This is a genomic window from Lentzea jiangxiensis, assembly GCF_900104175.1.
GTDB lineage: Bacteria > Actinomycetota > Actinomycetes > Mycobacteriales > Pseudonocardiaceae > Lentzea > Lentzea jiangxiensis.
In genome coordinates, this window is the sequence record NZ_FNIX01000011.1 from 38,155 (window position 1) to 63,253 (window position 25,099).

A 25,099-nucleotide genomic window follows, 5' to 3' on the forward strand; every position below is an offset into this window, starting at 1 on the left:
GGGGCATGTCCTGTTTGTTCTGCCGCATCGTCGGCGGCGAGATCCCCGCGACCGTCGTGCACGAGACCAAGACGACGCTCGCGTTCCGCGACATCCAGCCCAAGGCGCCCGTGCACGTGCTGCTCATCCCCCGCGAACACGTGCCGAACGCCGTCGACCTGGACGGTGACCAGCTCGGCGACCTCTTCGCCGCCGCGAAGGAGGTCGCCGAGGCCGAGGGCGTCGCCGAGTCGGGCTACCGGCTGCTGTTCAACACCGGACCGGACAGCGGGCAGGAGGTGTTCCACGCCCACCTGCACCTGCTGGGCGGCCGGCGTCTCTAGCCCAGCGCCTGCAGCAGGGGAGCGCGGTAGCGGGCGCGGTCACCGGGGAGCTCCTCGGCGCCCCTGACCATCCAGGTGGCCTCGCCCCACGACTCCATCCCGTTCGCCCGGACGAACGCGATCACCTGCGGGTCGTGCACGTCGACGCGCACGCTCGGGACATCCGCGGCGCAGTCGGCGATGAGCGCGCACGCGTCCGCCGGCGTGTCCGCGATCACCGGCCCGATGAGCATCCGCTGGGCGCGGACCTGCCACGTGCCCGCGACGCCGTGACCGGAGATCCGGATGGTGCCCATCCTCAGCAACCACTCCCACAGGTACGGCCGCGTGATACCGGTGACCTTCGTGTCGAGCGCGACCACGTCGTCGAGGTCCGCCTCTGCGGCGAGACGCGACACACCGGCCGCCGGTCCCGTGAACGTGCCCGCGTGGATGTCCGTGAAGCCGACGGCGTGGAAGCCCAGCTGCTCGTACAGCGGACGACCCATCTCCGTCGCGAACAACGTCGAGACACCCGTGCCCAGCACGTGCGACACCAACCGGCGGGCGTGCCCCTGCCGCGCCGCGCGTTCGGCGACCAGCACCATGCTGATCGACGCCAGCTCCGGGTAGCGCGTCACGATCGTCGTGCCGACGAGACCCTCCTCGTCGAACAGCCCCCAGCCCTCGCCGTGCGCGAGCAGGAACTCCCACTTGCTCTCCTCACGTGGCCACGACCGGCTCTCGGCCAGGTCGGAGCACGCGGTGATGTCGTCCTTCGCCAGTCTGCGCAGTTCCACAGGTCCCCCGAGGTCATCCGAGCGCGTGTGAGGCGGGCGCGAAGTAGCGCGCGCGGTCACCCGGCACGTCCGCGGCGCCGTGCACCATCAGCGTGCAGCCGCCCTCGATCTTGCCGAAGCCGTTCTCCAGCAGGAACGCGGCCACGTCGGGGCTGTCCGTGTCCACCCGGACGTCGCCACCACCGGCCGTCACGTCCGCCAGCAACTCGCAGGCGGCCGCGGCGTCCGGGGCGATCAGCGGACCGATCGTGACACCGGTGGGGTTCGGCCTGGTGGCGACCACGGCGGAGTCCGACACCAGCACGTCGTACGGCGACGACGGGTCGAGCAGCCGGTCCCAGAGCACGGGCCGCGTGTACCCGCTGACCTCCCGGTCGAGCTCGGCGAGGACCGGGACGTCCGAGGGCGTGCCCGGCCGCGACACGCCGGGAGCGGAACCGGTGAACACGCCGCGGTAGGAGACCGATGCCCCGACCGGGTGAAAGCCGAGCCGGGCGTACAGTGGTTCCCCCACCTCCGTCGCGTACAGAACGGACGGACTGACCTCCAGCGTCCTCGCCATCAGCCGCGTGCCGATGCCCCGGCGCTCCGCCCGCGACGCCACCAGAACGCCGCTGATCGCCTGCATCTCGGGATAAGGCGTCGTCAACGCCGTGCCGAGCAGCCCGGACGAGTCGAAGGCGCCGTAACCGGGACCGAGGGCGAGCATCATCTCCCACTGCTCGGGCGTCCAGGTCCAGCCGCGGTCCGTGATGAGCTTCATGCACTCGGGTACGTCGTCGACACCAAGCCTGCGGATCTCCACGGTCGATGAGCACACACGGTGAGCAAAGCGGTAGCCACCCATTTTCGGCCGGACTAGCATCGACGGCACCAGATCCGAGCGACAGGAAGCAGGCCGGGGCCTCGTGGCCGAAGAAACACAGCAGAGCAACAAGGAAGGTCAGTCCCGGTTCGCCGTACCGGAAGGCGCGGTGCTCACGCTGCTCGGGTCGCGCGACGAGAACCTCCGGCTCGCGGAGGAACTGCTCGACGCCGACGTGCACGTGCGCGGGAACGAGATCACCTTGTCCGGCGACCCCGCCGACGTGGCCTTCGCCGAACGCGTCTTCTCCGAGCTCATCACCCTCGCGAGCCGCGGCCAGGTCATCGACCACAACGCCGTCCGCCGCATCGTCGCGATGCTGAACGAGACCGACGTCGAGTCGCCCGCGGAGGTCCTGAGCCTCGACATCGTGAGCCGCCGAGGCCGCACGATCAGGCCGAAGACGCTGAACCAGAAGCACTACGTCGACGCCATCGACAAGAACACGATCGTGTTCGGCCTTGGTCCCGCCGGCACCGGCAAGACCTACCTCGCGATGGCCAAGGCCGTGCAGGCGCTGCAGTCCAAGCAGGTCAACCGCATCATCCTCACCCGTCCGGCCGTCGAGGCGGGCGAGCGGCTGGGCTACCTGCCCGGCACGCTCTACGAGAAGATCGACCCGTACCTGCGCCCGCTGTACGACGCGCTGCACGACATGGTCGACCCGGAGTCGATCCCGCGCCTCACGCAGGCGGGGACGATCGAGGTGGCGCCCCTGGCGTTCATGCGCGGCCGGTCGTTGAACGACGCGTTCATCATCCTCGACGAGGCGCAGAACACCACGCCCGAGCAGATGAAGATGTTCCTCACCCGGCTGGGCTTCGGCTCCAAGATGGTGGTGACGGGCGACACGACCCAGGTCGACCTCCCGGGCGGACAGCGCAGCGGCCTCCGGGTCGTGCGGGACATCCTCGACGGCGTCGAGGACGTGCACTTCTCGGAGCTGACCAGCCAGGACGTGGTGCGCCACCGCCTGGTCGGCGACATCGTCGACGCGTACGACAAGTGGCAGGTCCAGCAGGACGCCCTCGACCAGAACGGGCAACACCACGGACCCGGTGCACGCCGGGGGAACCAGCGCCGGGGACGATAGGCGCCGTGAGCATCGAGATCGCCAACGAGTCGGGTGTCGGGGTCGACGAGGGTTCCATCGTCTCCGCCGCCCGCTTCGCGCTGGACCGCATGGGCGTGAGCCCCCTGGCCGAGCTGTCCGTCCTCCTCGTCGAGCTGGACGTGATGGCGGACCTGCACGAGCGCTGGATGGACCTGCCGGGTCCGACGGACGTCATGGCCTTTCCCATGGACGAGCTGGACTCCGCGCGCCGGCCCGACGCCGCGGGGCTCGGTCCCGCGCTGCTCGGGGACATCGTGCTGTGCCCCGCGTTCGCCAAGGACCAGGCGAAGAAGGCCGGTCACAGCCTGCTGGACGAGCTGCACCTGCTGACCGTGCACGGCGTGCTGCACCTGCTCGGCTACGACCACGCCGAGCCCGCCGAGGAACGCGAGATGTTCACCCTGCAGAACCGCATCCTCGCGGACTTCCGCACCGCGCGTGACGAGGCCCAGCGGGCCGCGCACCAGCGCAGCGCCGACGACAAGGTGCTCGGCGCGGTCGGGCTCGACGAGAAGAACGAAGAAGTCTGAAGTCCCCCTAGAGAAACTGGATCATGAGCGCGAACCCTGCCAGTGTGATCGTGCTGGCCGTTGTGCTCGTTCTGGCCGCCGGTCTGTTCGCGTGTGTGGATGCCGCTCTCGGCACCGTGTCACGTGCACGGGTGGAGTCCTTGCAACGGCAGGGGCGCTGGGGTACCGGTCAGTTGCTGCACGTCCTCAACGACCGGCCGCGGCACGTCAACCTGTTGCTGCTGCTGCGCCTGGCGTGCGAGATGTCGGCGGCGGTGCTGGTCACGACGGTGTTCCTCGACTACGTCGCCGAGGACGGGCTCGCCGTCCTGTACTCGTGCCTGAGCATGCTCATCGTGTCGTACGTGCTCGTCGGCGTCGGACCGCGCACCCTCGGCCGTCAGCACCCGTACGCCGTGTCGCTCCTCGCCGCGGGCACCGTCCGGCAGCTCGGCCGGGTCCTCGGGCCGCTGTCGAAGTTGCTGATCCTGATCGGCAACGCGATCACGCCCGGCAGGGGCTTCCGCGAGGGCCCGTTCAGCTCCGAGGTGGAGCTGCGCGAGCTCGTCGACATGGCGCAGGAGCGCGGCGTCGTCGACGAGGGCGAGCGCGAGATGATCCACTCGGTGTTCGAGCTGGGGGACACCATCGCGCGCGAGATCATGGTGCCGCGCACGGAGATCGTGTGGATCGAGCACGCCAAGTCGGTGCGGCAGGCGCTCGCGCTGTCGTTGCGCACCGGCTACACGCGCCTGCCGGTGATCGGGGAGAGCGTCGACGACGTGCTCGGCGTGGTGAACCTCAAGGACCTCATGCGGGCGACGCTGGCCGACGGCGAGGACCCGAAGACCGTGGCGGAGCTGATGCGCCCGACGAGCTTCATCCCGGACTCGAAGCCGATCGCGGACCTGCTGCGCGAGATGCAGGTCTCCCGCAAGCACATGGCGATCGTCGTCGACGAGTACGGCGGCACCGCGGGCCTGCTGACCATCGAGGACATCCTCGAGGAGATCGTCGGCGAGATCACCGACGAGTCCGACACCGACGACCGGCCGCCGGTCGAGCACCTGGAGGACGGCGCGGTGCGGGTCAGCGCGCGCCTGCCGGTGGACGACCTGGACGCGCTGTTCGGCACCGAACTCGACGACCACGAGGTCGAGACGGTGGGCGGCCTGCTCGCGCAGCGGCTCGGGCGCGTGCCGCTGCCCGGCACCGAGGCCGAGATCGCGGGTCTGCGCATGCGGGCGGAGGGCGGCAAGGACGTGCGCGGCCGCATCCGCGTCACCACTGTGCTCGTGCGTCCCGTGCAGAAGGAGACAGAAGAAGATGACTGACATCGATCCCGAGGACGCCAAGCTCGTCACGCTCGCGCGCTCGGTCCGTGCGCGCAACGGCGCTGCGGAGGGTGCGGCGGTGCGCGACCTCGACGGTCGCACGTACAACGCGTCCACGGTCTCGCTGCCGTCGTTGAAGCTGACGGCGCTGCAGGCCGCTGTCGCCGCGGCGGTGTCGAGCGGTGCCGAGGGCTTGGAGGCGGCCGTCGTGGTGACCGGGGGCACGACGGTGGACGCGGAGTCGCTGGCGGCGGTCCGCGACCTCACGCCGACCGGTCCGGTGTTCCTCGCGGACACCTCCGGTGAGGTGCGCGAGCAGGTCTGAGGGTCAGCGCACGGCCCGAAGCGGGTAGAGGGACAATGGACTGATGGATGGTTACCGCTCCGGGTTCGCGTGCTTCGTCGGCCGCCCGAACGCAGGGAAGTCGACGCTGACGAACGCGCTGGTGGGCACGAAGGTCGCCATCACGTCCAGCAAGCCGCAGACGACCCGCCACACGATCCGCGGCATCGTGCACCGCGAGGACGGCCAGCTCGTGCTCGTCGACACGCCGGGTCTGCACCGGCCGCGCACGCTGCTCGGCCAGCGCTTGAACGACCTGGTGCGCGAGACGTGGTCGGAGGTCGACGTGGTCGGCTTCTGCGTGCCCGCGGACCAGAAGGTGGGGCCCGGTGACAAGTTCATCGCCGCCGAGCTGGAGAAGGTCGCCAAGCGCACGCCCGTCGTCGGCATCGTCACGAAGACGGACCTGGTGTCGCAGCAGCAGGTGATGGAGCAGCTGCTCGCGCTGCAGAAGGTCATGGAGTTCGCCGAGATCATCCCGGTCTCCGCGGTCGACGGCTTCCAGGTCGACAAGCTCAGCGACCTGCTGCTGCAGAAGCTGCCCGAGGGCCCGCAGCTGTTCCCGGACGGCGACCTGACCGACGAGCCGGAGCAGACGCTGGTGGCCGAGCTCATCCGCGAGGCCGCGCTGGAGGGCGTGCGCGACGAGTTGCCGCACTCCATCGCCGTGGTGGTGGAGGAGATGCAGCCGCGCGAGGGCCGGAACGACCTGATCGACATTCACGCGTTCGTGTTCGTGGAGAGGCCGTCGCAGAAGGCGATCATCCTGGGGCACCGGGGTGAGCGGCTCAAGCAGGTCGGCACGGCGGCGCGCAAGCAGATCGAACGGCTGCTGGGCAGCCGGGTGTACCTGGACCTGCACATCAAGATCGCCAAGGACTGGCAGCGCGACCCGAAGCAGCTGCGCCGCCTGGGCTTCTAGACGGCGGGGCTGCAGATGGCGAACCTGTACCGCGACACCGGCATCGTGCTCCGCGTGCAGAAGCTCGGTGAAGCGGACCGGATCATCACCTTCCTGACCCAGCGCCACGGCAAGCTCCGCGCCGTGGCCAAGGGCGTGCGCAAGACGTCGTCGAAGTTCGGTGCGCGGCTGGAGCCGTTCTGCCACGTCGACGTGCAGTTCCACCCCGGCCGGACGCTCGACATCATCACGCAGGTGCAGACGCTGGACGCGTTCGGCGTGGGGATCGTGAAGGACTACCAGCGCTACACGGCCGCGTGCGCGATCGTCGAGACCGCGGACCGCCTCAGCGCCGAAGAGGGCGAGCCGGTGCTGCGGCTGTACATGCTGGTCGTGGGGGTTCTCAGGGCGTTGGCGGGTGCTGAGCGCGACCCGTCGTTGTTGCTGGACGCGTTCCTCATGCGTGCGATGGCGTTCGCGGGCTGGGCGCCCGCTGTGAACGAGTGCGCGAAGTGCGGCGATCCCGGTCCGCACCGGGCGTTCAGCATCCAGGCCGGGGGCTCGTGCTGCCCGAACTGCCGTCCCGCGGGGTCGTCGTCGCCGTCGCAGGACACGCTGACGTTGCTGTCGGCGTTGCTGCACGGGCAGTGGACCGTGGTCGACGAGATCCCGCACATCGCCCGCCGTGACGCGAGTGGGCTGGTCGCGGCCCATCTGCAGTGGCACCTCGAACGGCAGTTGCGTTCGTTGCCGTTGGTCGAGCGGAAGGCGCAGCCGGCGGACGGCTAGGGTGGCGCGAGTCGACAACGGTTTTCGGTCGAAAGGATGCCTGGTCCAATGCTGCGTCGCCGCCGCTCCGAGCGTGAGAAGCGCGTACCGCGCCCGCCGGAGCCGCACCCGTCCGGTGCGACGCCCCCGGACATCCCCGCCGACCTGGTGCCGAAGCACATCGCGATCGTGATGGACGGCAACGGCCGCTGGGCGAACCAGCGCGGCCTGTCGCGGGTCGAGGGCCACAAGCGCGGTGAGCAGGTCGTGCTCGACGTCGCCAGGGGTTCCATCGAGCTGGGCGTGAAGTGGCTCTCCCTCTACGCCTTCTCCACGGAGAACTGGAAGCGCAGCCCCGAGGAGGTGCGCTTCCTCATGAACTTCAACCGCGACGTGATCGCGCGCCGCACCGACGAGCTGGACGAGATGGGGGTGCGCATCCACTGGGCCGGCCGTGCGCCGCGCCTGTGGGGCAGCGTCATCAAGCAGCTGCAGGAGGCCGAGGTCCGCACGGCCGGGAACGACGTGCTCAACCTCGTGATGTGCGTGAACTACGGCGGCCGCGCGGAGATCGGTGACGCCGCCCGCGAGGTCGCGCGCCTGGTCGCCGCCGGGAAGCTCAACCCGGACAAGGTCGACGAGCGCACCCTCGCCAAGCACCTCTACACGCCGGAGATGCCGGACGTCGACCTGTTCATCAGGCCGTCGGGCGAGCAGCGCATCTCGAACTTCCTGCTGTGGCAGTCCGCGTACGCCGAGATGGTGTTCCAGGACATCCTGTGGCCGGACTTCGACCGCCGCGACCTGTGGCGCGCCTGCGAGAAGTTCGCGGGCCGCGACCGGCGCTTCGGCGGTGCCGTCGACAAGCCGGAGGACGAGGTGGTGTCGTCGTGAACGCGAGCGGTGAGGCCCTGGAGGCCGCGCGCAAGGCGCTGGAGCTGTTCCACGACGTGTCCGTGGACGACGACGGCGCGTTGAGCTTCCGCCACGGCGACGTGCCGTGCGCGGTGCAGGGCATGGAGCTGGCCGAGGGCCTGACGGTGCTCTCGCTGACGGTGGTCGTCGCGTGGGACCTGCCGGCCGAAGCGGCCGCGTGGGTCGCTGAACGCGCCGGCCAGGGTCTGTTCGGCACGCTCGGCGTGATCCACTCCGAGCGCGGCACGGACGTCATGCTGCGCTACGCGTTCCCGGCGGACGGCCTCAAACCGGAGCCGTTGAGCACGCTGCTCATGCTGGTCGTGTCGACCGCGTCGCAGGTGCGCGGCGAGCTCCTCTCCCGGTTTTCTTGAGAAAGGACCCTTCCATGGGTGGCGTGATCATTTACGAGCCGGAAGAGGACTCGGACGTCAACGAGTTCCCGTGGACCGTCACGTTCGAGCCGTCGGGCGGTGACGACTGGGACTCGTTCATCTGCGGCCCGTACGAGCGCGACCACGCCGTCGCGCTGGCCGAGGCCGTGGCCCTGGACGACGCCGAGGGCGGTGTGCTGGCCATCGTGAAGCCGATGCTGCCCGCCCTGAGCGCCGAGGACGTCAGCGCCACCATCGAGGAGCTGCGCGAAGCCGCCCTCGAGGAGGACGCCGACGACGAGACGGTCAACGGCACGCCGGTCGACTTCGACGACGAGGACGACCTCGAGGAGGAAGAGGCGGAGTTCGCCGAGCCGCCCTCGCCCGAGGAGATCCGCGAGGGCATGGCGCGCACGTACCGCCGACTCCTGGACCTGGACGCGGAATGACGATCACCGGCGAGATCCGCTCGCCGAGGCGGCGCTCCGGCGGGCCTCGGCTGAAGATCACGTCGTTGGAGGTGCTGTGCGGGATCCTCGTTCTCGCACTGCTCTTCCAGTCCCGGCTCGTCGACCTGCTCGACGTGCCGAAGCTGCGCACCGCCTCGACCGTGTTCGTCGCGATCTGCGTACAGGCCATGCCGTTCCTCGTGCTGGGCGTGCTGATCTCCGGCGCCATCGCGGCGTTCGTGCCGGCCTCGGTCCTGCGCAGGCTGCTGCCGTCGAAGACGTCGCTTGCCGTGCCCGTGGCCGGTGTCGCGGGCGTGGCCCTGCCGGGCTGTGAGTGCGCCTCGGTGCCCGTCGCCCGGCGGCTCATGCAGCAGGGCGTGGCCCCGGCGGTCGCGCTGACGTTCCTGCTGGCGGCGCCCGCGGTGAACCCGATCGTGCTGGTGTCGACGGCGGTGGCGTTCAACGACACCCCGATGATGGTCGTCGCCCGGTTCGCCGGGTCGCTGCTGACCGCGATGGTCATGGGCTGGCTGTGGGTGCGCTTCGGCAAGGCCGAGTGGATCGCCGAACGCGCCCTGGCGCGCCTGGAGGACCACACGGGCCGCAACAAGTGGGCCGTCTTCGCCGAGAGCGCGCGGCACGACCTCGTCGACGCCGGCGGATTCCTGGTGCTGGGCGGGCTGTTCGCGGCGGCGTTCAAGACGTTCGTGCCGGTCGCCTGGATGCAGACCCTGGGCGGTCAGATCGTGCTGGGCGTCATCGTGATGGCGTTCCTGGCCGTGGTCCTCGCGCTGTGCTCGGAGGCCGACGCGTTCGTGGCGGTGGCGTTCTCCGCGCTGCCGCTGCTGCCGCGCCTGGTGTTCCTCGTCGTCGGCCCGGCCGTCGACGTGAAGCTGATCGCGCTGCAGGCCGGGGCGTTCGGCAAGTCCTTCGCCTTCCGCTTCGCGCCCGCTACCTTCGTCGTGGCGATCCTGTGCGCCGTCGTGTCGGGAGTGGTGCTGCTGTGAGACGGGAAACCCAGAACATCCTGCTGGTCCTGCTCGGCGGTGCGCTGCTGAAGATCAGCTTTTCGGGCCTGTACCTGCGCTACGTGCAGAAGAGCCTGCTGCCGCTGCTCATCGCGGCCGGCGTGGTCATGATCGGCCTCGCGCTGTTCGCGATCATCCGGGACATCCGCCGGGGCAAGGCGGCCGACGAGCACGACCACGAGCACGCGCACTCGTCGCGCTCGACGTGGCTGATGCTGTTGCCGGTGATGGCGGTGTTCCTGATCTCGCCGCCCGCGCTGGGCGGCGACGTCGTCAACTCGGCCGCCGACACGAACCAGACGCAGCGGTCCCGCAACCTGCTGGGCGAGCTGCCGTCCGGCGACGTCATCCCGTTGTCCATGACGGAGTTCGTCACGCGCACGGCGTGGGACGAGTCCGGCACGCTCGACGGCCGCCGGGTCAGGCTGACCGGCTTCATGCTGCGCTCGGAGGGCGGCACGTTCGTCGCACGGCTCGCGATCTCGTGCTGCGCCGCCGACGCCCGGCCGCTCAAGGTGAAGCTGACCGGGGACGTGCCCACGATCGCCGACGAGCAGTGGGTCGAGGTGACCGGGCAGGTCGTGCCGAAGTCGGCCAACGAGCAGAACTCGTGGGTGCCGAGCTTCACCGTGGAGTCGTTCACCTCGGTGCCGGAACCGGTCGAGCCCTACGAGAGCTGACGGTCCGGGGCGCCGGGCGCCCCGGACCCGCTACTTCAGGCCCTTGGCCGTGCACTCCGCGCACGTGCCGAAGATCTCGACGGTGTGGCTGACCTCGGAGAAGCCGTTCTCCGCCGCCACCCGGTCCGCCCACTTCTCGACGGCGGGACCCTCCACCTCCACCGTGCGGCCGCAGTGGCGGCACACCAGGTGATGGTGGTGGTGGGCCGAGCAACGGCGGTAGATCGCCTCGCCCGAGTCGGTGCGCAGCACGTCGACCTGGCCCGCGTCCGCGAGCGACTGCAGGGTGCGGTAGACCGTGGTCAGGCCGATGCCCTCGCCGCGGCGGCGCAGTTCCTCGTGCAGTTCCTGGGCGCTGCGGAAGTCGTCGAGCTGGTCGAGCAGGTTCGACACCGCGGTGCGCTGCTTGGTGGACCTCAGTCCGGTCACAACTTCTCCTCGACGTGCGTCACAGCGTCCACCACGATGTGCGCCAGGTGTTCGTCCACCAGCCGGTACACGACCTCGCGGCCGTGCCTCTCGCCGTGCACCACACCCGCCGACTTCAGCACTCTCAGGTGCTGGCTGATCAGCGGCTGCGCGACTCCCAGCGCCTCGACCAGCTCGTGCACGCAGCGGTCGTGTTCCCGCAGCTGCAGCACGATGGCGATGCGGACGGGGGCGGCCAGTGCGCGCAGCAGGTCGCCTGCCTCGGCGAGGGTGTGCGCGGGGCGGGGCGGGGCGGGCGCGGGGGCCGCGCGTTCGGGGGAGTGCTCGCCGTGCAACTGGACGGTCATGGCGGCGCACCTCACCTGGTAGGGATTTTCACAACCAATTCTACGGTGATGATGAGCAGTACCATCAGGACCACCACGCGCAATGTGCGCTGACCTGGTGAAAGAACCTTCCAGGTGGCTGCCAGCAGCACCCCGGCGGCGAGGATCAGCACGCCGAGCAGGACGGCGCCGACGAGACCGCCGACCAGGACGCCCGTGACGAACAGGCCGAGCACGAGCACGAACGCCACCACAGGGCGGACGCGTGCGAGCGGGCCGTCGCCGGGCAGCAGGGGGCGCTTGGAGGTCACCGTGTCATCCTTGCACCGTGCTGCTCGTGTGCCGCTTCCGCGTTTCCGACCCCGAGACGTTCACCTCGCGCGTCGAGGAGGCGTTGAAGCTGCTGACGGCCCAGCCGGGGTGCCGCAAGGGCACGCTGGCGCGGTCCACCGACGAGGACGACCGGTGGGTGCTGACGGTCGAGTTCGACTCCGTGGTGGCCTACCGGCGCGCGATGTCGCCGTTCCCCGTGCGCGAACACGTGGTCCCGCTGCTGTCCGAGGCGCTGACCGACGAGCCCGCGATGTACGAGCCGACGCTGACCAGCGCGGACGGCGAGGTCGAGGCGCACACGAGCGTGCTCGCCGAGGACGCGTTCACGGTGCGGCTCGGTGAGGCCGCGGGCCCGGCTACCCCGCGGCGATAGCCTCCATCTCCTCGACCCACTCGTCGTGCGAGTCGTGGGGCAGGAGCTCCAGCGCCCTGCGTGCGGCCGCCGCGGCTTCCTCCGTGCGGCCCAGCGCGTGCAGCGTCTTGGCCTTGCCGCTCTCCGCGTACGCCTCGGGCGTCTTCTCGAACGCCTCCAGGGCCTCGTCGTAGCGGCCGTTCTCGAAGTAGAACCAGCCGAGGTTGTTGTGCAGCGGCCCGAGCCAGCGCACCAGCCCGGGGTTCGCGACGACGATCTCGAGCCCCTGCTTCGTCCACTTCTCCGGGTCGTCGACCAGCGACGCCATGTGCGCGGCGTCGACGGCGAGCGACAGGTCGCCGCGGGTCTTGGCCAGGATGAACGCCGCCACGAACAGCGGCTGAGCGGCCTCGGGTTCGCCGCCGGAGCGGTGCAGCCTGCCGCGTTCGAGCAACGCCCGCACCCGGCCCGTCGAGTCGGGGGCCACCAGCACCTCCGCCTCGTCGACCAGGGCATGACCTGCGGCGAAGTTCTCCCGCAGGCCCTCGACCCGGGCGAGCTGGGTCAGCACCTCCGCCCGCTCGTCGTCGGTCTGGACGTCACCCAGGAACGCGCGGAACCTCGCCTCGGTGCCGTCCAGGTCGGCGAAGTCCCAGAGCTCTCGCAGCCGGTCTTCCATTCCTGCAGGGTAAGGCTCCGGTCGCTCGTTCGGGGCTCGACGTGACGGGCTAGGATTGAGCCCCCGATTCTCATCCCCGATGGAGTTCTCCTTGCCCGCCGATCGCATCGAAACCGTTGTCAGCCTCTGCAAGCGCAGGGGGTTCGTCTACCCGTGCGGGGAGATCTACGGCGGTACCCGCTCGGCGTGGGACTACGGACCTCTCGGCGTGGAGCTGAAGGACAACATCAAGCGCCAGTGGTGGAACTTCATGGTCCGCGGCCGCGAGGACGTCGTCGGCCTGGACTCGTCGGTCATCCTCCCCCGTGACGTGTGGGTCGCCTCCGGTCACGTCGAGGCGTTCGTCGACCCGCTGGTCGAGTGCGAGTCGTGCCACAAGCGGTTCCGAGCCGACACGCTGTCCGAGGAGTACGCGGAGCGCACCGGCAAGCAGGTCGCCGAGGGCGACGTCTCCGACGTGCCGTGCCCGAACTGCGGCACGCGCGGCCGGTACACCGAGCCGAAGATGTTCAACGGCCTGCTCAAGACGCACCTCGGTCCGATCGAGACCGAGGAGGGCCTGCACTACCTGCGCCCCGAGACCGCGCAGGGCATCTTCACGAACTTCCTGAACGTGCAGACGACGTCGCGCAAGAAGCCGCCGTTCGGCATCGGCCAGATCGGCAAGTCGTTCCGCAACGAGATCACGCCGGGCAACTTCATCTTCCGCACCCGCGAGTTCGAGCAGATGGAGATGGAGTTCTTCGTCGAGCCCGGCACGGACGAGGAATGGCACCAGTACTGGATCGACGAGCGCACCCGCTGGTACACGGACCTGGGCATCTCCAAGGAGAACCTGCGCCACTACGAGCACCCGAAGGAAAAGCTGTCGCACTACTCGAAGCGGACGGTCGACGTCGAGTACCGCTTCCAGTTCGGCGGCCAGGAGTGGGGTGAGCTCGAGGGCATCGCGAACCGCACCGACTTCGACCTCACCACGCACTCGAACCACTCGGGCGTCGACCTGTCGTACTTCGACCAGGCCACGAACTCGCGCTTCAAGCCGTTCGTCATCGAGCCGGCGGCGGGTGTCGGCCGCCCGATGATGGCGTTCCTGCTCGAGGCCTACACCGAGGACGAGGCCCCGAACGCCAAGGGCGGCGTGGACAAGCGCGTCGTGCTCAAGCTCGACCGCCGCCTCGCGCCGGTGAAGGTCGCGGTGCTGCCGCTGTCGCGCAACGCCGACCTCTCGCCGAAGGCCCGCGACCTCGCGACGGCCCTGCGCCGCAACTGGAACGTCGACTTCGACGACGCCGGCGCCATCGGCCGCCGCTACCGCCGCCAGGACGAGATCGGCACGCCGTTCTGCGTCACGGTCGACTTCGACACGCTCACCGACCTCGCCGTCACGGTGCGGGAGCGCGACACGATGTCGCAGGAGCGCGTGGCGATGGACCAGCTGGAGTCCTACCTGGCCGCGCGCCTGGTGGGCTGCTGATCCGAGCAGGACGGGTCGCTGGGCGTCACCCGTTGACGCCCAGCGCCGCGCTCAACGCGCGCCGGGCCAGAGCTCGGCGCACACCTGCGGAGTCCGCCTCACAGGAGGCGGGTGTCGAGCTCTTCCTCCTGCGCGGTCGCTGAGGAACCGTCCCTGGTCACCAGGTAGGCGCCCGCCCCCGCGCGTTCCGTCACCGCCTCGACGAACTCGGTGCCCCGGTAGAGCAGGCCGACGCCGTCATCGGTGCAGTACGTCTGCGGCAGCACACCGGAGGCGACGGCCTCGTGGACCTTCGGGCGGCGCTGCTCCTCGGAGTCGTAGTGCACGCCGTTGCCGTACGGCAGGAAGCCCAGGCCGTTCGTGACGATCCGCAGGTCCGGGCCGAACGAGTCCGTCGCGCCGCCCGCGTGCCAGCAGATCGAGCCCGCGGACACGCCGCTGAGCACGACGCCGGCCTGCCAGGCCGTGCGGAACACCTCGCCGAGCCCGTGCACCTCCCACAGCGCGAGCAGGTTCGCCACCGAGCCTCCGCCGACCCAGACGACGTCGTGGGACAGCACGAAGTCCTCGAGGTCGTCGGTCGGCGGCATCGGGAAGAGGTTCAGGACCGACACGTCGACGCCCGCGACCCGGCCGGCCTCCGCCATGTTGGCGTTTGACGCGCGCTGGTCGCCGCCGGCGGTGCCGACGTGGCACAGGCGGGGCTTGCGGCCGTGCACGCCGGAGAGGTCGAGGGCGAAGTGGATCAGTCCGCCGAATTCGAGGAAGGTGCGGCTCCCGGCGCGCACACCGCCGGACGTGGCGAGGATCGTGGGCTGCTCAGCAGGCATGATGGTGATCCTCGCAGGGGCGTCAACGCGATAGGCGTGGTGTCTGGAACCATGCACGGTGTGCGGACCACGCCCCTCAAGCCACTCGCCAGGATTCGCCGGATCGTGTTGCGCCTCGTCTTCGGGGTGTTGGTCATCGGCATGCTCGTGGTGGGCGGCACGGCGTTCCGCGTGTGGCAGGTCGCGAGGGTCGACGACTGGACGAAGGCCGACGTGGCGATCGTCCTCGGCGCCGCCCAGTACAACGGCGTGCCGTCCGACGTGCTCGCGGCGCGGCTGGAGCACGCGCTCGGCCTCTACCGCGAGGGCGTCGTCAGCTACATCGCGACGACCGGCGGCCGCCAGCCCGGCGACAACTTCACCGAGGGCCAGGTCGGCAAGCTCTGGCTGGTCAAGCGCGGTGTCCCGGAGGACAAGGTGCTCCAGGTCGGCGAGGGCGCGGACACGCTCGGTTCGCTGCGGGCCGTCGCCTCGGTCGCGCAGGAGCGCAGCCTGGGGACCGCCGTGATCGTCAGCGACCCGTGGCACTCGCTGCGCGCCCGCACGATGGCCGAGGACGCGGGCTTGAAGGCGTGGACGTCCCCGACGCGGGTCGGCCCGAACGTGCAGACGCGCGAGACGCAGCTGTACTACATCAAGCGCGAGACCGCAGCGCTGCTCTACTACCGCCTGATGAAGGCCCACGCCGGAGTGATCGAGGAGTTCAACCTCCCTAAAATCGGGTGATGGGATACACCGGCCACGACGCGGAGCGCCTGCTCCCCGAAGACCCCAAGAGCGCCGCGCTGCCGGGTGCCCGCACCGACACGCGCACGCCGTTCTCCCGTGACCGGGCCCGCGTGCTGCACTCCGCGGCGTTGCGTCGGCTCGCGGGCAAGACCCAGGTCGTCGGTCCCGGCGAGGGCTCCGAGGTCACCGGTGTGCCGCGCACGCGCCTCACGCACTCGCTGGAGGTCGCGCAGATCGGCCGCGGCATCGGTGAGGAGCTGGGTTGCGACCCGGACATCGTCGACACGGCCGGTCTCGCGCACGACATCGGCCACCCGCCGTTCGGGCACAACGGCGAGAGGGCGCTCAACGAGCTGGCCGGACCGTGCGGTGGCTTCGAGGGCAACGCGCAGACGTTCCGCATCCTCGCGCGTCTCGAACCCAAGTCGGCGCACGGCCTGAACCTCACCCGCGCGGTGCTCGACGCCTCCACGAAGTACCCGTGGGCCCGCACACCCGGCACGGTGAAGTTCGGCGTGTACGAGGACGACCTGGAGGTGTTCGAGTGGATGCGCGCGGGCGCACCGGACCGCGAGCGGTGCATCGAGGCGCAGGTGATGGACTGGTCCGACGACGTCGCGTACTCGGTGCACGACGTCGAGGACGGCGTGCTGGCCCACCGCATCAGCCTCGGCGCGCTGGCCCGTTCCGACGAACGCGCCGCCATCGCCTCGCTCGCCGCGAAGACGTTCTCCGACGAGTCCGTGGCCACGCTCGAGGCGACCGCCGAGGAGCTGCTCACGCTGCCGGTGATCGCGTACTGGACCGGCCACGAGTACGACGGCTCGCTGGGCGCGCAGGTGGCGCTGAAGAACCTGACGAGCGAACTGGTGGGCCGTTTCGCCTCGGCCGCCGTCACCGCCACCCGCGAGGTGCACGGCGACGGCGCGCTGACCCGCTACAACGCCTCGCTGGAGGTTCCCAGGCAGGTCGCCGCGGAGGTGGCGCTGCTCAAGGCGATGGCCGTGCGGTACGTGATGAGCGACCCCGCCCGCCTCGCGATGCAGGCCCGGCAGCGCGACCTGATCGCCGACCTCGTCACCCGCCTGCTGGAACGCCCGACGCTGCTCGACCCGGCGTTCCGCCCGCTGTTCGCGGCGGCGTCCTCCCCCGCGGCGAGGCTGCGCGTCGTGGTCGACCAGGTCGCGCTGCTCACCGACGCCCAGGCCGTGGCCTGGCACCGCGCATCGGCGTAGGTTCGAGGAGGTCGCCGACGACAGGAGCCCCCGTGACCGATCAGGCCGAGTTCGCCCTGGACCTGCACCGCGTCGCCGTCCCCGACCCGTCCTCGAACGCCTGCTGGTCACCGTTCTCCGTGGCCAGCGCGCTCGCCCTCGCGCAGGAGGCGGCCCGCGGCGAGACGCGCGCCGAACTCGACGGGCTGCTGCGCGGTTTCGACGCCTCGGACGCGCTCGACGTGCCGGAGCTGGCGGTCGCGAACACGCTGTGGGCCGACGACGACCTGACCCTCGATCCGGGTTTCCCGCTCGCCGGCTCGGTGCGGCGCACGGCGTTCTCCGATCCCTCGACCGTCCGCAAGCTCGTCAACACCGACGTCGCCGAGACCACCCGCGGCCTGATCCCCGAGCTGCTGGACAGCCCGCCGCCCGCGGACGCCGCGGCGATCATCGTCAACGCCCTGTACCTCAAGGTCGGGTGGCTGAACGCGTTCTCCGCGGGGGAGACGGCGCCGAAGCCGTTCCACGCGCCCGGTGGTGACGTGGACGTGCCGACGATGAAGGTCACCGAGAAGTTCCGCTACGCCCGGCACGACGGCTGGCAGACGATCGTGCTGCCCGCCGACTCCGGCGTCGAGGCCGTGGTCCTGCTGCCGGACGAGTCGCTGGAGCAGCCGCTGACCCCGGCCGTGTTCGAGGCGCGGGAGTTCACCCGGCTCGAGCTGTCACTGCCCAAAGTGGACGTGCGCGAGAAGCTCACGCTGAAAAGCGTGGTGGAGCGGCTCGGGATCCGGCGTATGTTCACGCGGAACGCGGACTTCAGCGGGCTCTCGCCGGACGAACGGCTGTTCGTCGACGACGTGGTCCACGAGGCGGTGCTGCGCCTGGACGAGGAGGGCCTCGAGGGCGCCGCGGCCACCGCCGTCACGTTCCGGACGGTGTCCTTCGAGATCCCGGCGGACCCGGTCGTGGTGGACGTCGACCGGCCGTTCCTGCTGGCGGTCCGGCACGCCCGCTCCGGCGCGATCTACTTCCTCGCGCAGGTCGCCCGTCCCTAGCCAGCTGGAGGTTCTTTGACCGATCAGGCCGACTTCGCCCTGGACCTGCACCGCGTCGCCGTCCCTGATCCGTCGCAGAACGCGTGCTGGTCACCGTTCTCGGTGGCCTGCGCGCTCGCCCTCGCGCGGGAGGGTGCCCGCGGCCGGACCCGTGCCGAGCTGGACGTCCTGCTCTCCGGCTTCGAACTCGGCGCCGCGCTGGAGGTGCCGGAACTCGCCCTCGCGGCCATGCTGTGGGCCGACGACGGCCTGGCCCTGAACCCCGGCTTCCCGCTCGCGTCGTCGGTCCGGCGCACGGCGTTCTCCGACCACCGGACCGCGCGCGAGCTGATCAACGCGGCCGTCGGGGAGGCGACGCGCGGCCTGGTCCCCGAGCTGCTCGGGCATGTCTCGCCGGCTACCGTCGCCGTCCTCGTCAACGCCCTGTACCTCAAGGTCTCCTGGCAGCGCCCGTTCAAGGCCAACGCCACGAAGCCACGGCTGTTCCACGCTCCCGGTGGTGACGTGGAGGTGCCGACGATGGAGGTCGCGGCCCGGCTCGGCCACGCCCACCGCAACGGCTGGCGGACGGTCGTGCTGCCCGCGAGGTCCGGTGTGGAGGTGCTCGTGCTGCTGCCCGACGAGTCGCTGGACCAGCCGCTCGGCGCGTCGGCGTTCGACGTCGACGACAGCGCCGGCATCACGCTGCTGCTGCCCAAAGTGGACGTCCGCGAGAAGTTCGAGCTCAGCGACGTGCTCGAACGGGTCGGCGTGGGCACGATGTTCTCGGCCGGCGCGGACTTCACCGGGCTCTCACCGGACCACCTGGTCGTGAGCGAGGTGGTCCACGAGGCCGTGCTGCGCGTGGACGAGCGAGGCTTGGAGGGCGCCGCCGCGACCGCGGTCGTGATGACCCGGGGCGCGCGTTCGCGGCCACCCGTCGACCCGGTGCTCGTGCACGTCGACCGGCCGTTCCTGCTCGTGGTCCGGCACGCCGAGTCGAAGGCCGTCTACTTCCTCGCGCAGGTCGCCCATCCGTGACGGCGTGCCGCTCTGATGGGCGAGCGTTTCGCACGGCGCGATCATGATCATGGGCTTACCGTTCTGCGCATGACCCAGCACGGTGCCGGCGAGCAGCTCGTCGTGCTCGCCGCGGCGGGCGCCACGAGTATCACCTGCTTCAGCGGCGTCACCATCCCCGTCCTGCTCAGGACCGAGTGCTACGCGAAGGCGCTGACCAGGGCGCTGGGCTTCGCGCCGACACCCGACCTGCGGCAGGACGGGGTGCTGCCCCGGTGCGTGTTCTTCATCCACGAGTACGCGCTGCAGACCGTGGTCGGCGGCAACCGGCTGATGGAGGACCAGGTTCTGCACCTGCTGTTCCACGCGTCGTCGATCCGGGTGGTGCCGGCCAGCGCGGGCGGGGCGGCGGCGGTCGGGCTCGACTACGCGCTCATCCAGTACGAGCACGAGCCGCCGCTGGTCTACCTCGCCAACTGGACGCTCGCCAGCGACGCGCCGACCGTGGAACGCGCCGTGCACATCTTCCAGCGCATGCACGCCGTGGCTCTCGACAACGAACGGTCGCGCGACGTGCTCATGGAATATGTGGCCGTGTACGACCGCTAAGGCGTGTTCCGCCGCAGGAACAGGCGCATCCCTTCCTCGCCCGGCAGCGCGCACAGCAGCAGTTTGACGTTCTGGTGTCGCACCGGCACCGCGCACGAATCGCCCGCCAGCAGTGTTCCCGCGAGGAGGCCGGCCGACTCGTGATCGATGTCCAGCACGAAGTCGTTGCTCATGCGTGGACCCTATGAGCAGACCGCCTCCCGACCCAGTCACCCAAAGGTGTCACGTTCCGGCGGGCTGCCCCGTCCACTGGTCATGACGAGGATCAACGGGGTCACCAAGAAGGACGCGGGCCTGCTCACGAAGGCCCTGTACTGGTTCGCGCGGCGCGAGTTCGGGGCGGTGCCGGAGCCCGTCACGGTCATGGCGCACCACCCGCGGCTGCTGATCGCGAGCGGGCGGCACGAGCTGGCGGTCAAGAAGGCCGTGCACGGGCCGTTGTTCGAGCTCTGCGTCTACCGCACGGCGGTGCGGCTCGGCTGCTCGTGGTGCGTCGACTTCGGCGCCATGCTGATGAAGCACGGCGGTCTGGACGTCGAGCGGCTCGAGCACATCGACGACTACGCCACCTCGCCGCTGTTCACCGACGTCGAGCGCAAGGCGCTCGCCTACGCCGACGCGATGACCGGCACGCCCGTCACCGTCACCGACGAGCAGGTCGCCGAGCTGGAGCGGCTGTTGGGGCGCAGGGAACTCGTCGCGCTGACCTACCAGATCGCCCTGGAGAACCAGCGCGCCCGGTTCAACAGCGCGTTCGACATCAGGGACCAGGGATTCACCAGTGGTGACGCCTGCCGCGTCCCGACACACTAGGAAGGTGGAGAAGATCACCCTGACGGGTGCGCAGGAGACCATGCTCGCCACGCTGTACGGACGGGCGCTCGACAGCGAGCGCCCCGCGTCCGTGCTGCACGACGACGAGGCGAAGCGCGCCGCGGACCGAATCGACTACGACTTCACGAAGACCGGGATGACCACGACGAGCGCCGTCGGCGTCGCCATCCGCGGGAGGGTGCTCGACGACTGGACGCGCGAGTTCCTCCGCCGCACCCCTTCCTGCACGGTGCTGCACCTGGCCTGCGGCCTCGACACCCGCGCGCACCGGATCGAGCGGCCCGCCACCGCGCGGTGGGTCGACGTCGACATGCCGGACGTCGTCGCGTTGCGGCACAAGCTGTTGCCGGCGCCGCCGGGCGACTACCGGCTGGTGGCGTCGTCGGTCACCGAGGACGCGTGGCTCGCCGAGGTGCCCGCCGACCGTCCGGTCGCCGGGGTGTTCGAGGGCCTGACGATGTACCTGACGCGGGAGGACGGCCACGCGCTGATCCGCCGGATCACCGAGCGGTTCCCCAGCGGTGAGCTGCTGTTCGACGTCTACGGGTCGTGGGGGATCAAGCTGCAGAAGCTCGTGCCGGCCGTGCGCAACGCGGGCGCGACCCTGCACTGGGGCGTCGACGACCCGCGCGAGATCGAGGCGCTGCACCCCGGACTGACCACAGTGGACGCCTGGCGCAGCGTGGACCTGCCGCACCTGGACGCGTTGCCCAGGTCCGGCAGGATCCAGATGAAGGTCGTCAGCGCGATCCCGAAGCTCCGCGACGTCGGGAAGCTGCTGCGCCTGCGGTGGTGATCACGTGTCGATGACGAAGTCGAACCTGGCGGTGTAGCGGTTGCCGACGAGCGGCCCGAGCGCGACCTCGCACTCGCGGTCGAGGTAGGCGTCGCGCCGGTTCAGCCAGGCCACGTTCATCCCGTACGCCCGCAGGGTGTCCGGGAAGAACAGCTGCGTGGTGAGGACGGGACCGCCCCGCGCCTGCACCTTGACGTGGATGTGCGGGGTCCGGCCGGGGTAGTCCTTCGGGATGATCGTCTCCAGCACGTACGCGCCGGAGGCGTTGGTGAACTGGTGCCCGCGCATCTTGTACGTCCGGTTGTCGTACACGCCGCGGTCGTCGGCCTGCCAGAAGTCCAGCAGGACGTTCGGGATCGGCTCGCACTTCATCGTGTACACGAACCCGGTCAGGCTGAGCACGACGCCGGTCACGCCGGGCGTGCGCAGGTTCGTGCGCTGCGGGGAGTCCCGCTTGAAGTAGGGACCCTCGATGTTCGACGGGGTGTCGTCGTCATCGACGCAGGTCGGGGTCAGGGGTAGGGGCGCACTGCGCGCCGTGGTGGTGCCGGCGGCGGTCAGCGCGACGACGGCGGCCGCGCCGGTCGCGAGGAACGCCCGGCGTGAGGGGACGTCTTGTTCGGGCATGGTCGAACTCCGGTGGTTGCAACCCGCGGCAGGGGGCTTGGGCTGGACCGACGGGCCGAACGTTAGTGCCGGAACGATTCGCGGCTCCAGTTACGGTCCAGACCAAAAGCCCGTCAGAACTCGACGTGGGTGAGCTTGTCCGGGTTCGCGATGTCGTAGACCGCGGCGACCTTGCCGTCGTGCACCGTGAACGCCGTCACACGGGCCGTCACCTCGCCATAGGCCGGCATGAGCACGCCCAAGTCGCCGTTGACCAGCACCGGCCGGTGCGCCTGCGGGTGGCCGTACTTGCGCACCAGGCCGAGGAAGAAGCGGGCGACCTTGTCCGCGCCCGAGACCGTGTGGACCGCCGTGCGCACCTTGCCGCCCCCGTCGCCGATCATGACGGCGTCCGGGTGGAGCAGCTCGAGCACGGCGTCGATGTCCCCGCTCGACATGGCCCGCAGGAACTTCTCCAGCACCTCCTGCTGCTCCGCCAGCGCCGCGCGGGGCGGTGGCTCGGCGTCCGCGACGGCCTTGCGGGCGCGGGACGCGTGCTGGCGGGCGGAGGCCTCCGAGACCTGCAGCACGCCGGCGATCTCGTTGAACGGCAAGGAGAACGCGTCGTGCAGCACGAACGCCACGCGCTGGTCGGGGGTGAGCCGGTCGAGCACCACCAGCGCCGCCATCCGCACGCCGTCCGAGCGGACCACGCTCGCCAGCGGGTCCTCGTCCTCGCCGGTGGTGAGCAACGGCTCCGGCAGCCACGAGCCAACGTACGTCTCGCGGCGCACGGCGGCGGAGCGCAGCCGGTCCAGGCAGATGCGGCTCACCACCGTCGTGAGCCAGGCGCGGGGGTCCTGCACGTGCTCCGCCTTCGCGAACCGCGGCCACGCCTCCTGCACCGCGTCCTCCGCGTCGGCGACGCTGCCGGTCAGGCGGTAGGCGACACCGATCAGGTGCGCTCGGTGGAGTCCGAAGACGTCAGCGGCGGTCACGGTTGGCAGTTTGCCAAAGGATTAGACTCGGACGCGTGGCAGGACGCATCAGGGAGAGCGACATCGCGTTGGTGCGTGAGCGCAGCCGGATCGACGAGGTCGTCGGTGACCACGTTTCGCTGAAGCGAGCCGGCGGAGGCGCGCTCAAGGGGTTGTGCCCCTTCCACGACGAGAAGACGCCGTCGTTCAACGTGCGCCCGTCGCACGGCACGTTCCACTGCTTCGGCTGCGGCGAGGGCGGCGACGTGATCGCCTTCGTGATGAAGGTCGAGCACCTGTCGTTCGTCGAGGCCGTCGAACGGCTCGCGGACCGCGCGGGCATCCAGCTCGTCTACGAGGGCGGCGGCGCGACGGTCCAGCGCGACCGGGGCACGCGCAGCAGGCTCATCGAGGCGCACAAGGCCGCCGCCGAGTACTACGCGGAGCAGCTCGCGACGCCGGACGCGCAGCCCGCGCGGGAGTTCCTGGCCGAGCGCGGGTTCGACGAGGCCGCGGCGCGCCAGTTCGGGTGCGGCTTCGCGCCGGGCGGCTGGGACAAGCTCACCAAGTACCTGCTCGGGCGGGGTTTCGAGCTGCAGGAGCTGATCAAGGCGCAGCTCACCAAGGAGGGCCGCCAGGGTCCGATCGACCGGTTCCACCGGCGGCTGCTGTGGCCGATCAAGGACATCGGCGGCGAAGTGGTCGGGTTCGGCGCGCGCCGGATCTTCGACGACGACCCGATCCAGGCCAAGTACCTGAACACCAGCGAGTCGATGATCTACAAGAAGTCGCACGTGCTGTTCGGGCTCGACCAGGCCAAGCGCGAGATCGCCAAGCGCAAGCAGGCGGTCATCGTCGAGGGCTACACCGACGTGATGGCGATGCACCTGGCGGGCGTGCCGACGGCGGTCGCGTCCTGCGGCACGGCGTTCGGCACGGACCACATGAACGTGCTGCGCAGGCTGCTGATCGACGACGACGTCAACGGCGAGGTCATCTTCACCTTCGACGGCGATGAGGCGGGGCAGAAGGCCGCGCTGAAGGCGTTCGAGGGCGAGCAGCAGTTCAGCGCGCAGACCTACATCGCGGTGGCGCCCGACGGCATGGACCCGTGCGAGCTGCGGCAGGCCAAGGGCGACGTGGCGGTGCGCGACCTGGTGGCGCGGCGCACGCCGTTGATCGAGTTCGCCATCAAGGCGCAGCTCAAGGCGTACGACCTCGACTCAGTGGACGGGCGCGTCGAGGCGCTCAAGAAGATGGTGCCGTTCGTCGCGCAGATCAAGGACCGCGCCAAGCGCGACGGCTACGCGACGCGGCTCGCGTGGTGGGTCGGCTGGGACGACGAGGCGATGGTCGTGCGCCGGGTGCGCCAGACCGCCGGCGGCAAGGCCCCGGTCGCGCCCGCGCAGCGCACCGACCCGAACCAGATGGCGCTCGGCGTCGAGGTCGACGGCCCGCCGCGGCCGAACCCGCGCGACCCGCGGCTGGTGCCCGAGCGCGAGGTCCTCAAGATCGCGCTGCGGCTGCCGGAGTACGCCGGGCCGCTGTACGACTCGCTGCCGGACGAGGCCTTCACCGACCCCGCGTACGTGGCGCTGCACCGCGCGATCCGCGACGCCGGTGGCGCGTCCAGCGGCCTCGCGGGCACGGCGTATCTGGACGCGATCTCGCAGGCGTGCCGGTACGCGTCGGTGCGGTCGGTGCTGACCGAGCTCGCCGTGGAACCGTTGACCGTCAAGCAGAACGACGAGTTCCGCTACGTGTCGATGGTGATCGCGCGCCTGCAGGAGGTGCAGGTCGGCAAGCAGGTCGAGGACGTGAAGTCGCGGCTGCGGCGGCTGTCGCCGATCAAGGACGCCGACGAGTACCGGGCGCTGTGGGGCGACCTGGTGGCGCTGGAGGAGTACCGCAAGGCGCTCCTGCAGCAGAGCGCTGGAGTGCTGTAGTGGGCTTGTTCAAGCGGTTGTTCGGCAACGGCGCGCCGGACGGGTTCACCGGCGCGCTGGACGAGGACGAGACCGTCATCGCGTCCGCGCCCGTGCAGGGCGGCGGCCACCTAGTCGTGACGTCGCTCGGCCTGTGGCTGCCGGGCGAGGAGCCACGCCGGATCGGCTGGCACCTCGTCAGCAAGGTGAAGTGGGAGGGCGCGCTGCGGGTCGTGGAGGCCACCGAGGCCTCCGTCGAAGGGCCTGTCGTGCTGCTGGAGGACCTTCCCGCACAACGGTTCGGCCTGGACGACCCCGGTCGCGTGCTGCGCGCGATCAGCCAGCGCGTCGAGGGGTCGATCCGGCACCGCGAACGCGTCGAGTCGCCGGGCGTGTGGATCCTGCAGCGCAAGATCCCCGGCCAGGACGGCGTGGTGTGGCAGGCGCGCGGCGACGCGGGTGTCGCCCTCGCCGACGTGCGCGAGGCCGTTTCGGCGTTCGCCGCGAAGCTCGCGGGATAGCAGTACGCGTGTACTGTTAG

Annotated in this window: 33 protein-coding genes; 23 read left to right on the forward strand and 10 right to left on the reverse strand. The window is 70.4% G+C overall.

The features are described from left to right. Positions 1–5 precede the first annotated feature (5 nt). Positions 6–323, forward strand: a complete 318-nt coding sequence (locus tag BLQ91_RS25290) for a histidine triad nucleotide-binding protein (protein ID WP_090100465.1) — start codon at positions 6–8, stop codon at positions 321–323. On the opposite strand, the gene BLQ91_RS25295 is transcribed toward BLQ91_RS25290, so the two are convergent. Together BLQ91_RS25295 and BLQ91_RS25300 are read right to left on the reverse strand one after the other, a co-directional pair. Next, complete coding sequence (locus BLQ91_RS25295) at positions 320–1,102, reverse strand: GNAT family N-acetyltransferase (RefSeq protein WP_176959952.1); 783 nt, start codon at positions 1,100–1,102, stop codon at positions 320–322. The two genes, BLQ91_RS25290 and BLQ91_RS25295, sit on opposite strands and share 4 nt — an antisense overlap. Positions 1,103–1,115: 13 nt before the next feature. Then, positions 1,116–1,865, reverse strand: coding sequence for a GNAT family N-acetyltransferase (locus BLQ91_RS25300; protein WP_090100470.1), 750 nt, complete (start codon positions 1,863–1,865; stop codon positions 1,116–1,118). Between the two features lie 145 nt (positions 1,866–2,010). Here BLQ91_RS25300 and BLQ91_RS25305 point away from each other — a divergent pair, with 145 nt between their 5' ends. From BLQ91_RS25305 to BLQ91_RS25355, 11 genes are read left to right on the forward strand one after another with little or no spacing between them, the layout of a single operon-like run. Continuing rightward, on the forward strand, positions 2,011–3,060 hold the full coding sequence (locus tag BLQ91_RS25305; RefSeq protein WP_090100472.1) for a PhoH family protein: 1,050 nt from the start codon (positions 2,011–2,013) through the stop codon (positions 3,058–3,060). A gap of 5 nt (positions 3,061–3,065) precedes the next feature. Beyond that, positions 3,066–3,611 (forward strand): rRNA maturation RNase YbeY, encoded by a 546-nt coding sequence (gene ybeY, locus BLQ91_RS25310; protein ID WP_090100474.1) that lies wholly within the window; start codon positions 3,066–3,068, stop codon positions 3,609–3,611. A 23-nt stretch (positions 3,612–3,634) separates the two neighbouring features. Beyond that, on the forward strand, positions 3,635–4,924 hold the full coding sequence (locus tag BLQ91_RS25315) for a hemolysin family protein (protein WP_090100476.1): 1,290 nt from the start codon (positions 3,635–3,637) through the stop codon (positions 4,922–4,924). Continuing rightward, entirely contained in the window at positions 4,917–5,249 is a 333-nt protein-coding gene (locus tag BLQ91_RS25320) for a cytidine deaminase (RefSeq protein WP_090100478.1), read from the forward strand. The genes BLQ91_RS25315 and BLQ91_RS25320 overlap by 8 nt, the downstream gene beginning before the upstream one ends. Positions 5,250–5,292: 43 nt before the next feature. Next, positions 5,293–6,189 carry a GTPase Era gene (gene era / locus BLQ91_RS25325; RefSeq protein WP_090100480.1) on the forward strand — a complete coding sequence of 299 codons (897 nt, stop codon included), beginning with the start codon at positions 5,293–5,295 and terminating at the stop codon, positions 6,187–6,189. Between the two features lie 15 nt (positions 6,190–6,204). Further along, positions 6,205–6,957: a DNA repair protein RecO gene (gene recO / locus BLQ91_RS25330; protein ID WP_090100482.1), complete on the forward strand. Its 753-nt coding sequence runs from the start codon at positions 6,205–6,207 to the stop codon at positions 6,955–6,957. Positions 6,958–7,005: 48 nt separating this feature from the next. Further along, entirely contained in the window at positions 7,006–7,830 is an 825-nt protein-coding gene (locus tag BLQ91_RS25335) for an isoprenyl transferase (protein WP_090100484.1), read from the forward strand. Beyond that, positions 7,827–8,225: a YbjN domain-containing protein gene (locus tag BLQ91_RS25340; protein ID WP_090100486.1), complete on the forward strand. Its 399-nt coding sequence runs from the start codon at positions 7,827–7,829 to the stop codon at positions 8,223–8,225. The genes BLQ91_RS25335 and BLQ91_RS25340 overlap by 4 nt, the downstream gene beginning before the upstream one ends. A gap of 23 nt (positions 8,226–8,248) precedes the next feature. Next, entirely contained in the window at positions 8,249–8,674 is a 426-nt protein-coding gene (locus BLQ91_RS41615; RefSeq protein WP_176959953.1) for a hypothetical protein, read from the forward strand. After that, positions 8,671–9,681 carry a permease gene (locus tag BLQ91_RS25350; RefSeq protein ID WP_090100488.1) on the forward strand — a complete coding sequence of 337 codons (1,011 nt, stop codon included), beginning with the start codon at positions 8,671–8,673 and terminating at the stop codon, positions 9,679–9,681. The genes BLQ91_RS41615 and BLQ91_RS25350 overlap by 4 nt, the downstream gene beginning before the upstream one ends. Next, positions 9,678–10,382, forward strand: a complete 705-nt coding sequence (locus tag BLQ91_RS25355) for a TIGR03943 family putative permease subunit (protein ID WP_090100490.1) — start codon at positions 9,678–9,680, stop codon at positions 10,380–10,382. The genes BLQ91_RS25350 and BLQ91_RS25355 overlap by 4 nt, the downstream gene beginning before the upstream one ends. 30 nt (positions 10,383–10,412) lie before the next feature. Here the strand turns inward: BLQ91_RS25355 and BLQ91_RS25360 are convergent, their stop codons facing one another. From BLQ91_RS25360 to BLQ91_RS25370, 3 genes are read right to left on the reverse strand one after another with little or no spacing between them, the layout of a single operon-like run. Beyond that, entirely contained in the window at positions 10,413–10,811 is a 399-nt protein-coding gene (locus tag BLQ91_RS25360; protein WP_090100492.1) for a Fur family transcriptional regulator, read from the reverse strand. Further along, positions 10,808–11,158, reverse strand: coding sequence for an ArsR/SmtB family transcription factor (locus tag BLQ91_RS25365; protein WP_051768539.1), 351 nt, complete (start codon positions 11,156–11,158; stop codon positions 10,808–10,810). Before BLQ91_RS25365 ends, BLQ91_RS25360 begins: the two co-directional genes overlap by 4 nt. Before the next feature lie 11 nt (positions 11,159–11,169). Then, entirely contained in the window at positions 11,170–11,448 is a 279-nt protein-coding gene (locus BLQ91_RS25370; RefSeq protein WP_245733800.1) for a hypothetical protein, read from the reverse strand. Between the two features lie 17 nt (positions 11,449–11,465). Between BLQ91_RS25370 and BLQ91_RS25375 the strand changes: the two genes are divergently transcribed. After that, positions 11,466–11,843 carry an antibiotic biosynthesis monooxygenase family protein gene (locus tag BLQ91_RS25375; protein ID WP_090100494.1) on the forward strand — a complete coding sequence of 126 codons (378 nt, stop codon included), beginning with the start codon at positions 11,466–11,468 and terminating at the stop codon, positions 11,841–11,843. Here the strand turns inward: BLQ91_RS25375 and BLQ91_RS43415 are convergent. After that, positions 11,827–12,501: a tetratricopeptide repeat protein gene (locus BLQ91_RS43415; RefSeq protein ID WP_143022802.1), complete on the reverse strand. Its 675-nt coding sequence runs from the start codon at positions 12,499–12,501 to the stop codon at positions 11,827–11,829. The two genes, BLQ91_RS25375 and BLQ91_RS43415, sit on opposite strands and share 17 nt — an antisense overlap. 91 nt (positions 12,502–12,592) lie before the next feature. On the opposite strand from BLQ91_RS43415, the gene BLQ91_RS25385 reads away from it, so the two are divergent. Further along, positions 12,593–13,978, forward strand: coding sequence for a glycine--tRNA ligase (locus BLQ91_RS25385; protein WP_090100814.1), 1,386 nt, complete (start codon positions 12,593–12,595; stop codon positions 13,976–13,978). 98 nt (positions 13,979–14,076) lie between these two features. On the opposite strand, the gene BLQ91_RS25390 is transcribed toward BLQ91_RS25385, so the two are convergent. Next, positions 14,077–14,808, reverse strand: coding sequence for a Type 1 glutamine amidotransferase-like domain-containing protein (locus BLQ91_RS25390; protein WP_090100499.1), 732 nt, complete (start codon positions 14,806–14,808; stop codon positions 14,077–14,079). A 141-nt stretch (positions 14,809–14,949) separates the two neighbouring features. Here BLQ91_RS25390 and BLQ91_RS25395 point away from each other — a divergent pair, with 141 nt between their 5' ends. The 5 genes from BLQ91_RS25395 (at position 14,950) to BLQ91_RS25415 (ending at position 19,420) form a co-directional block, all read left to right on the forward strand. Continuing rightward, entirely contained in the window at positions 14,950–15,534 is a 585-nt protein-coding gene (locus BLQ91_RS25395) for a YdcF family protein (RefSeq protein ID WP_245733815.1), read from the forward strand. Further along, positions 15,534–16,772: a deoxyguanosinetriphosphate triphosphohydrolase gene (locus BLQ91_RS25400; RefSeq protein ID WP_090100503.1), complete on the forward strand. Its 1,239-nt coding sequence runs from the start codon at positions 15,534–15,536 to the stop codon at positions 16,770–16,772. Before BLQ91_RS25395 ends, BLQ91_RS25400 begins: the two co-directional genes overlap by 1 nt. Positions 16,773–16,804: 32 nt before the next feature. Further along, entirely contained in the window at positions 16,805–17,812 is a 1,008-nt protein-coding gene (locus BLQ91_RS25405) for a serpin family protein (protein ID WP_090100505.1), read from the forward strand. Between the two features lie 15 nt (positions 17,813–17,827). Beyond that, on the forward strand, positions 17,828–18,832 hold the full coding sequence (locus tag BLQ91_RS25410; RefSeq protein WP_090100507.1) for a serpin family protein: 1,005 nt from the start codon (positions 17,828–17,830) through the stop codon (positions 18,830–18,832). 69 nt (positions 18,833–18,901) lie between these two features. Then, the gene (locus BLQ91_RS25415) at positions 18,902–19,420 is read left to right on the forward strand and encodes a Scr1 family TA system antitoxin-like transcriptional regulator (RefSeq protein WP_090100509.1); all 519 of its coding nucleotides are present in this window, start codon (positions 18,902–18,904) and stop codon (positions 19,418–19,420) included. On the opposite strand, the gene BLQ91_RS41620 is transcribed toward BLQ91_RS25415, so the two are convergent. After that, positions 19,417–19,593 (reverse strand): hypothetical protein, encoded by a 177-nt coding sequence (locus BLQ91_RS41620; RefSeq protein ID WP_176959955.1) that lies wholly within the window; start codon positions 19,591–19,593, stop codon positions 19,417–19,419. The genes BLQ91_RS25415 and BLQ91_RS41620 overlap by 4 nt on opposite strands. 82 nt (positions 19,594–19,675) lie before the next feature. Here BLQ91_RS41620 and BLQ91_RS25420 point away from each other — a divergent pair, with 82 nt between their 5' ends. Continuing rightward, positions 19,676–20,233: a carboxymuconolactone decarboxylase family protein gene (locus tag BLQ91_RS25420; protein ID WP_090100511.1), complete on the forward strand. Its 558-nt coding sequence runs from the start codon at positions 19,676–19,678 to the stop codon at positions 20,231–20,233. Positions 20,234–20,237: 4 nt separating this feature from the next. After that, positions 20,238–21,050: a class I SAM-dependent methyltransferase gene (locus BLQ91_RS25425; RefSeq protein ID WP_245733801.1), complete on the forward strand. Its 813-nt coding sequence runs from the start codon at positions 20,238–20,240 to the stop codon at positions 21,048–21,050. Here the strand turns inward: BLQ91_RS25425 and BLQ91_RS25430 are convergent, their stop codons facing one another. Together BLQ91_RS25430 and BLQ91_RS25435 are read right to left on the reverse strand one after the other, a co-directional pair. Beyond that, positions 21,051–21,677 carry a dioxygenase family protein gene (locus tag BLQ91_RS25430; protein WP_090100513.1) on the reverse strand — a complete coding sequence of 209 codons (627 nt, stop codon included), beginning with the start codon at positions 21,675–21,677 and terminating at the stop codon, positions 21,051–21,053. Positions 21,678–21,790: 113 nt separating this feature from the next. Beyond that, positions 21,791–22,654 carry a sigma-70 family RNA polymerase sigma factor gene (locus tag BLQ91_RS25435; RefSeq protein WP_245733802.1) on the reverse strand — a complete coding sequence of 288 codons (864 nt, stop codon included), beginning with the start codon at positions 22,652–22,654 and terminating at the stop codon, positions 21,791–21,793. Positions 22,655–22,689: 35 nt separating this feature from the next. Between BLQ91_RS25435 and dnaG the strand changes: the two genes are divergently transcribed. Then, positions 22,690–24,579: a DNA primase gene (gene dnaG, locus BLQ91_RS25440; RefSeq protein ID WP_090100517.1), complete on the forward strand. Its 1,890-nt coding sequence runs from the start codon at positions 22,690–22,692 to the stop codon at positions 24,577–24,579. Next, positions 24,579–25,079: a hypothetical protein gene (locus BLQ91_RS25445; protein ID WP_090100519.1), complete on the forward strand. Its 501-nt coding sequence runs from the start codon at positions 24,579–24,581 to the stop codon at positions 25,077–25,079. Before dnaG ends, BLQ91_RS25445 begins: the two co-directional genes overlap by 1 nt. The last annotated feature ends 20 nt before the right edge of the window (positions 25,080–25,099 follow it).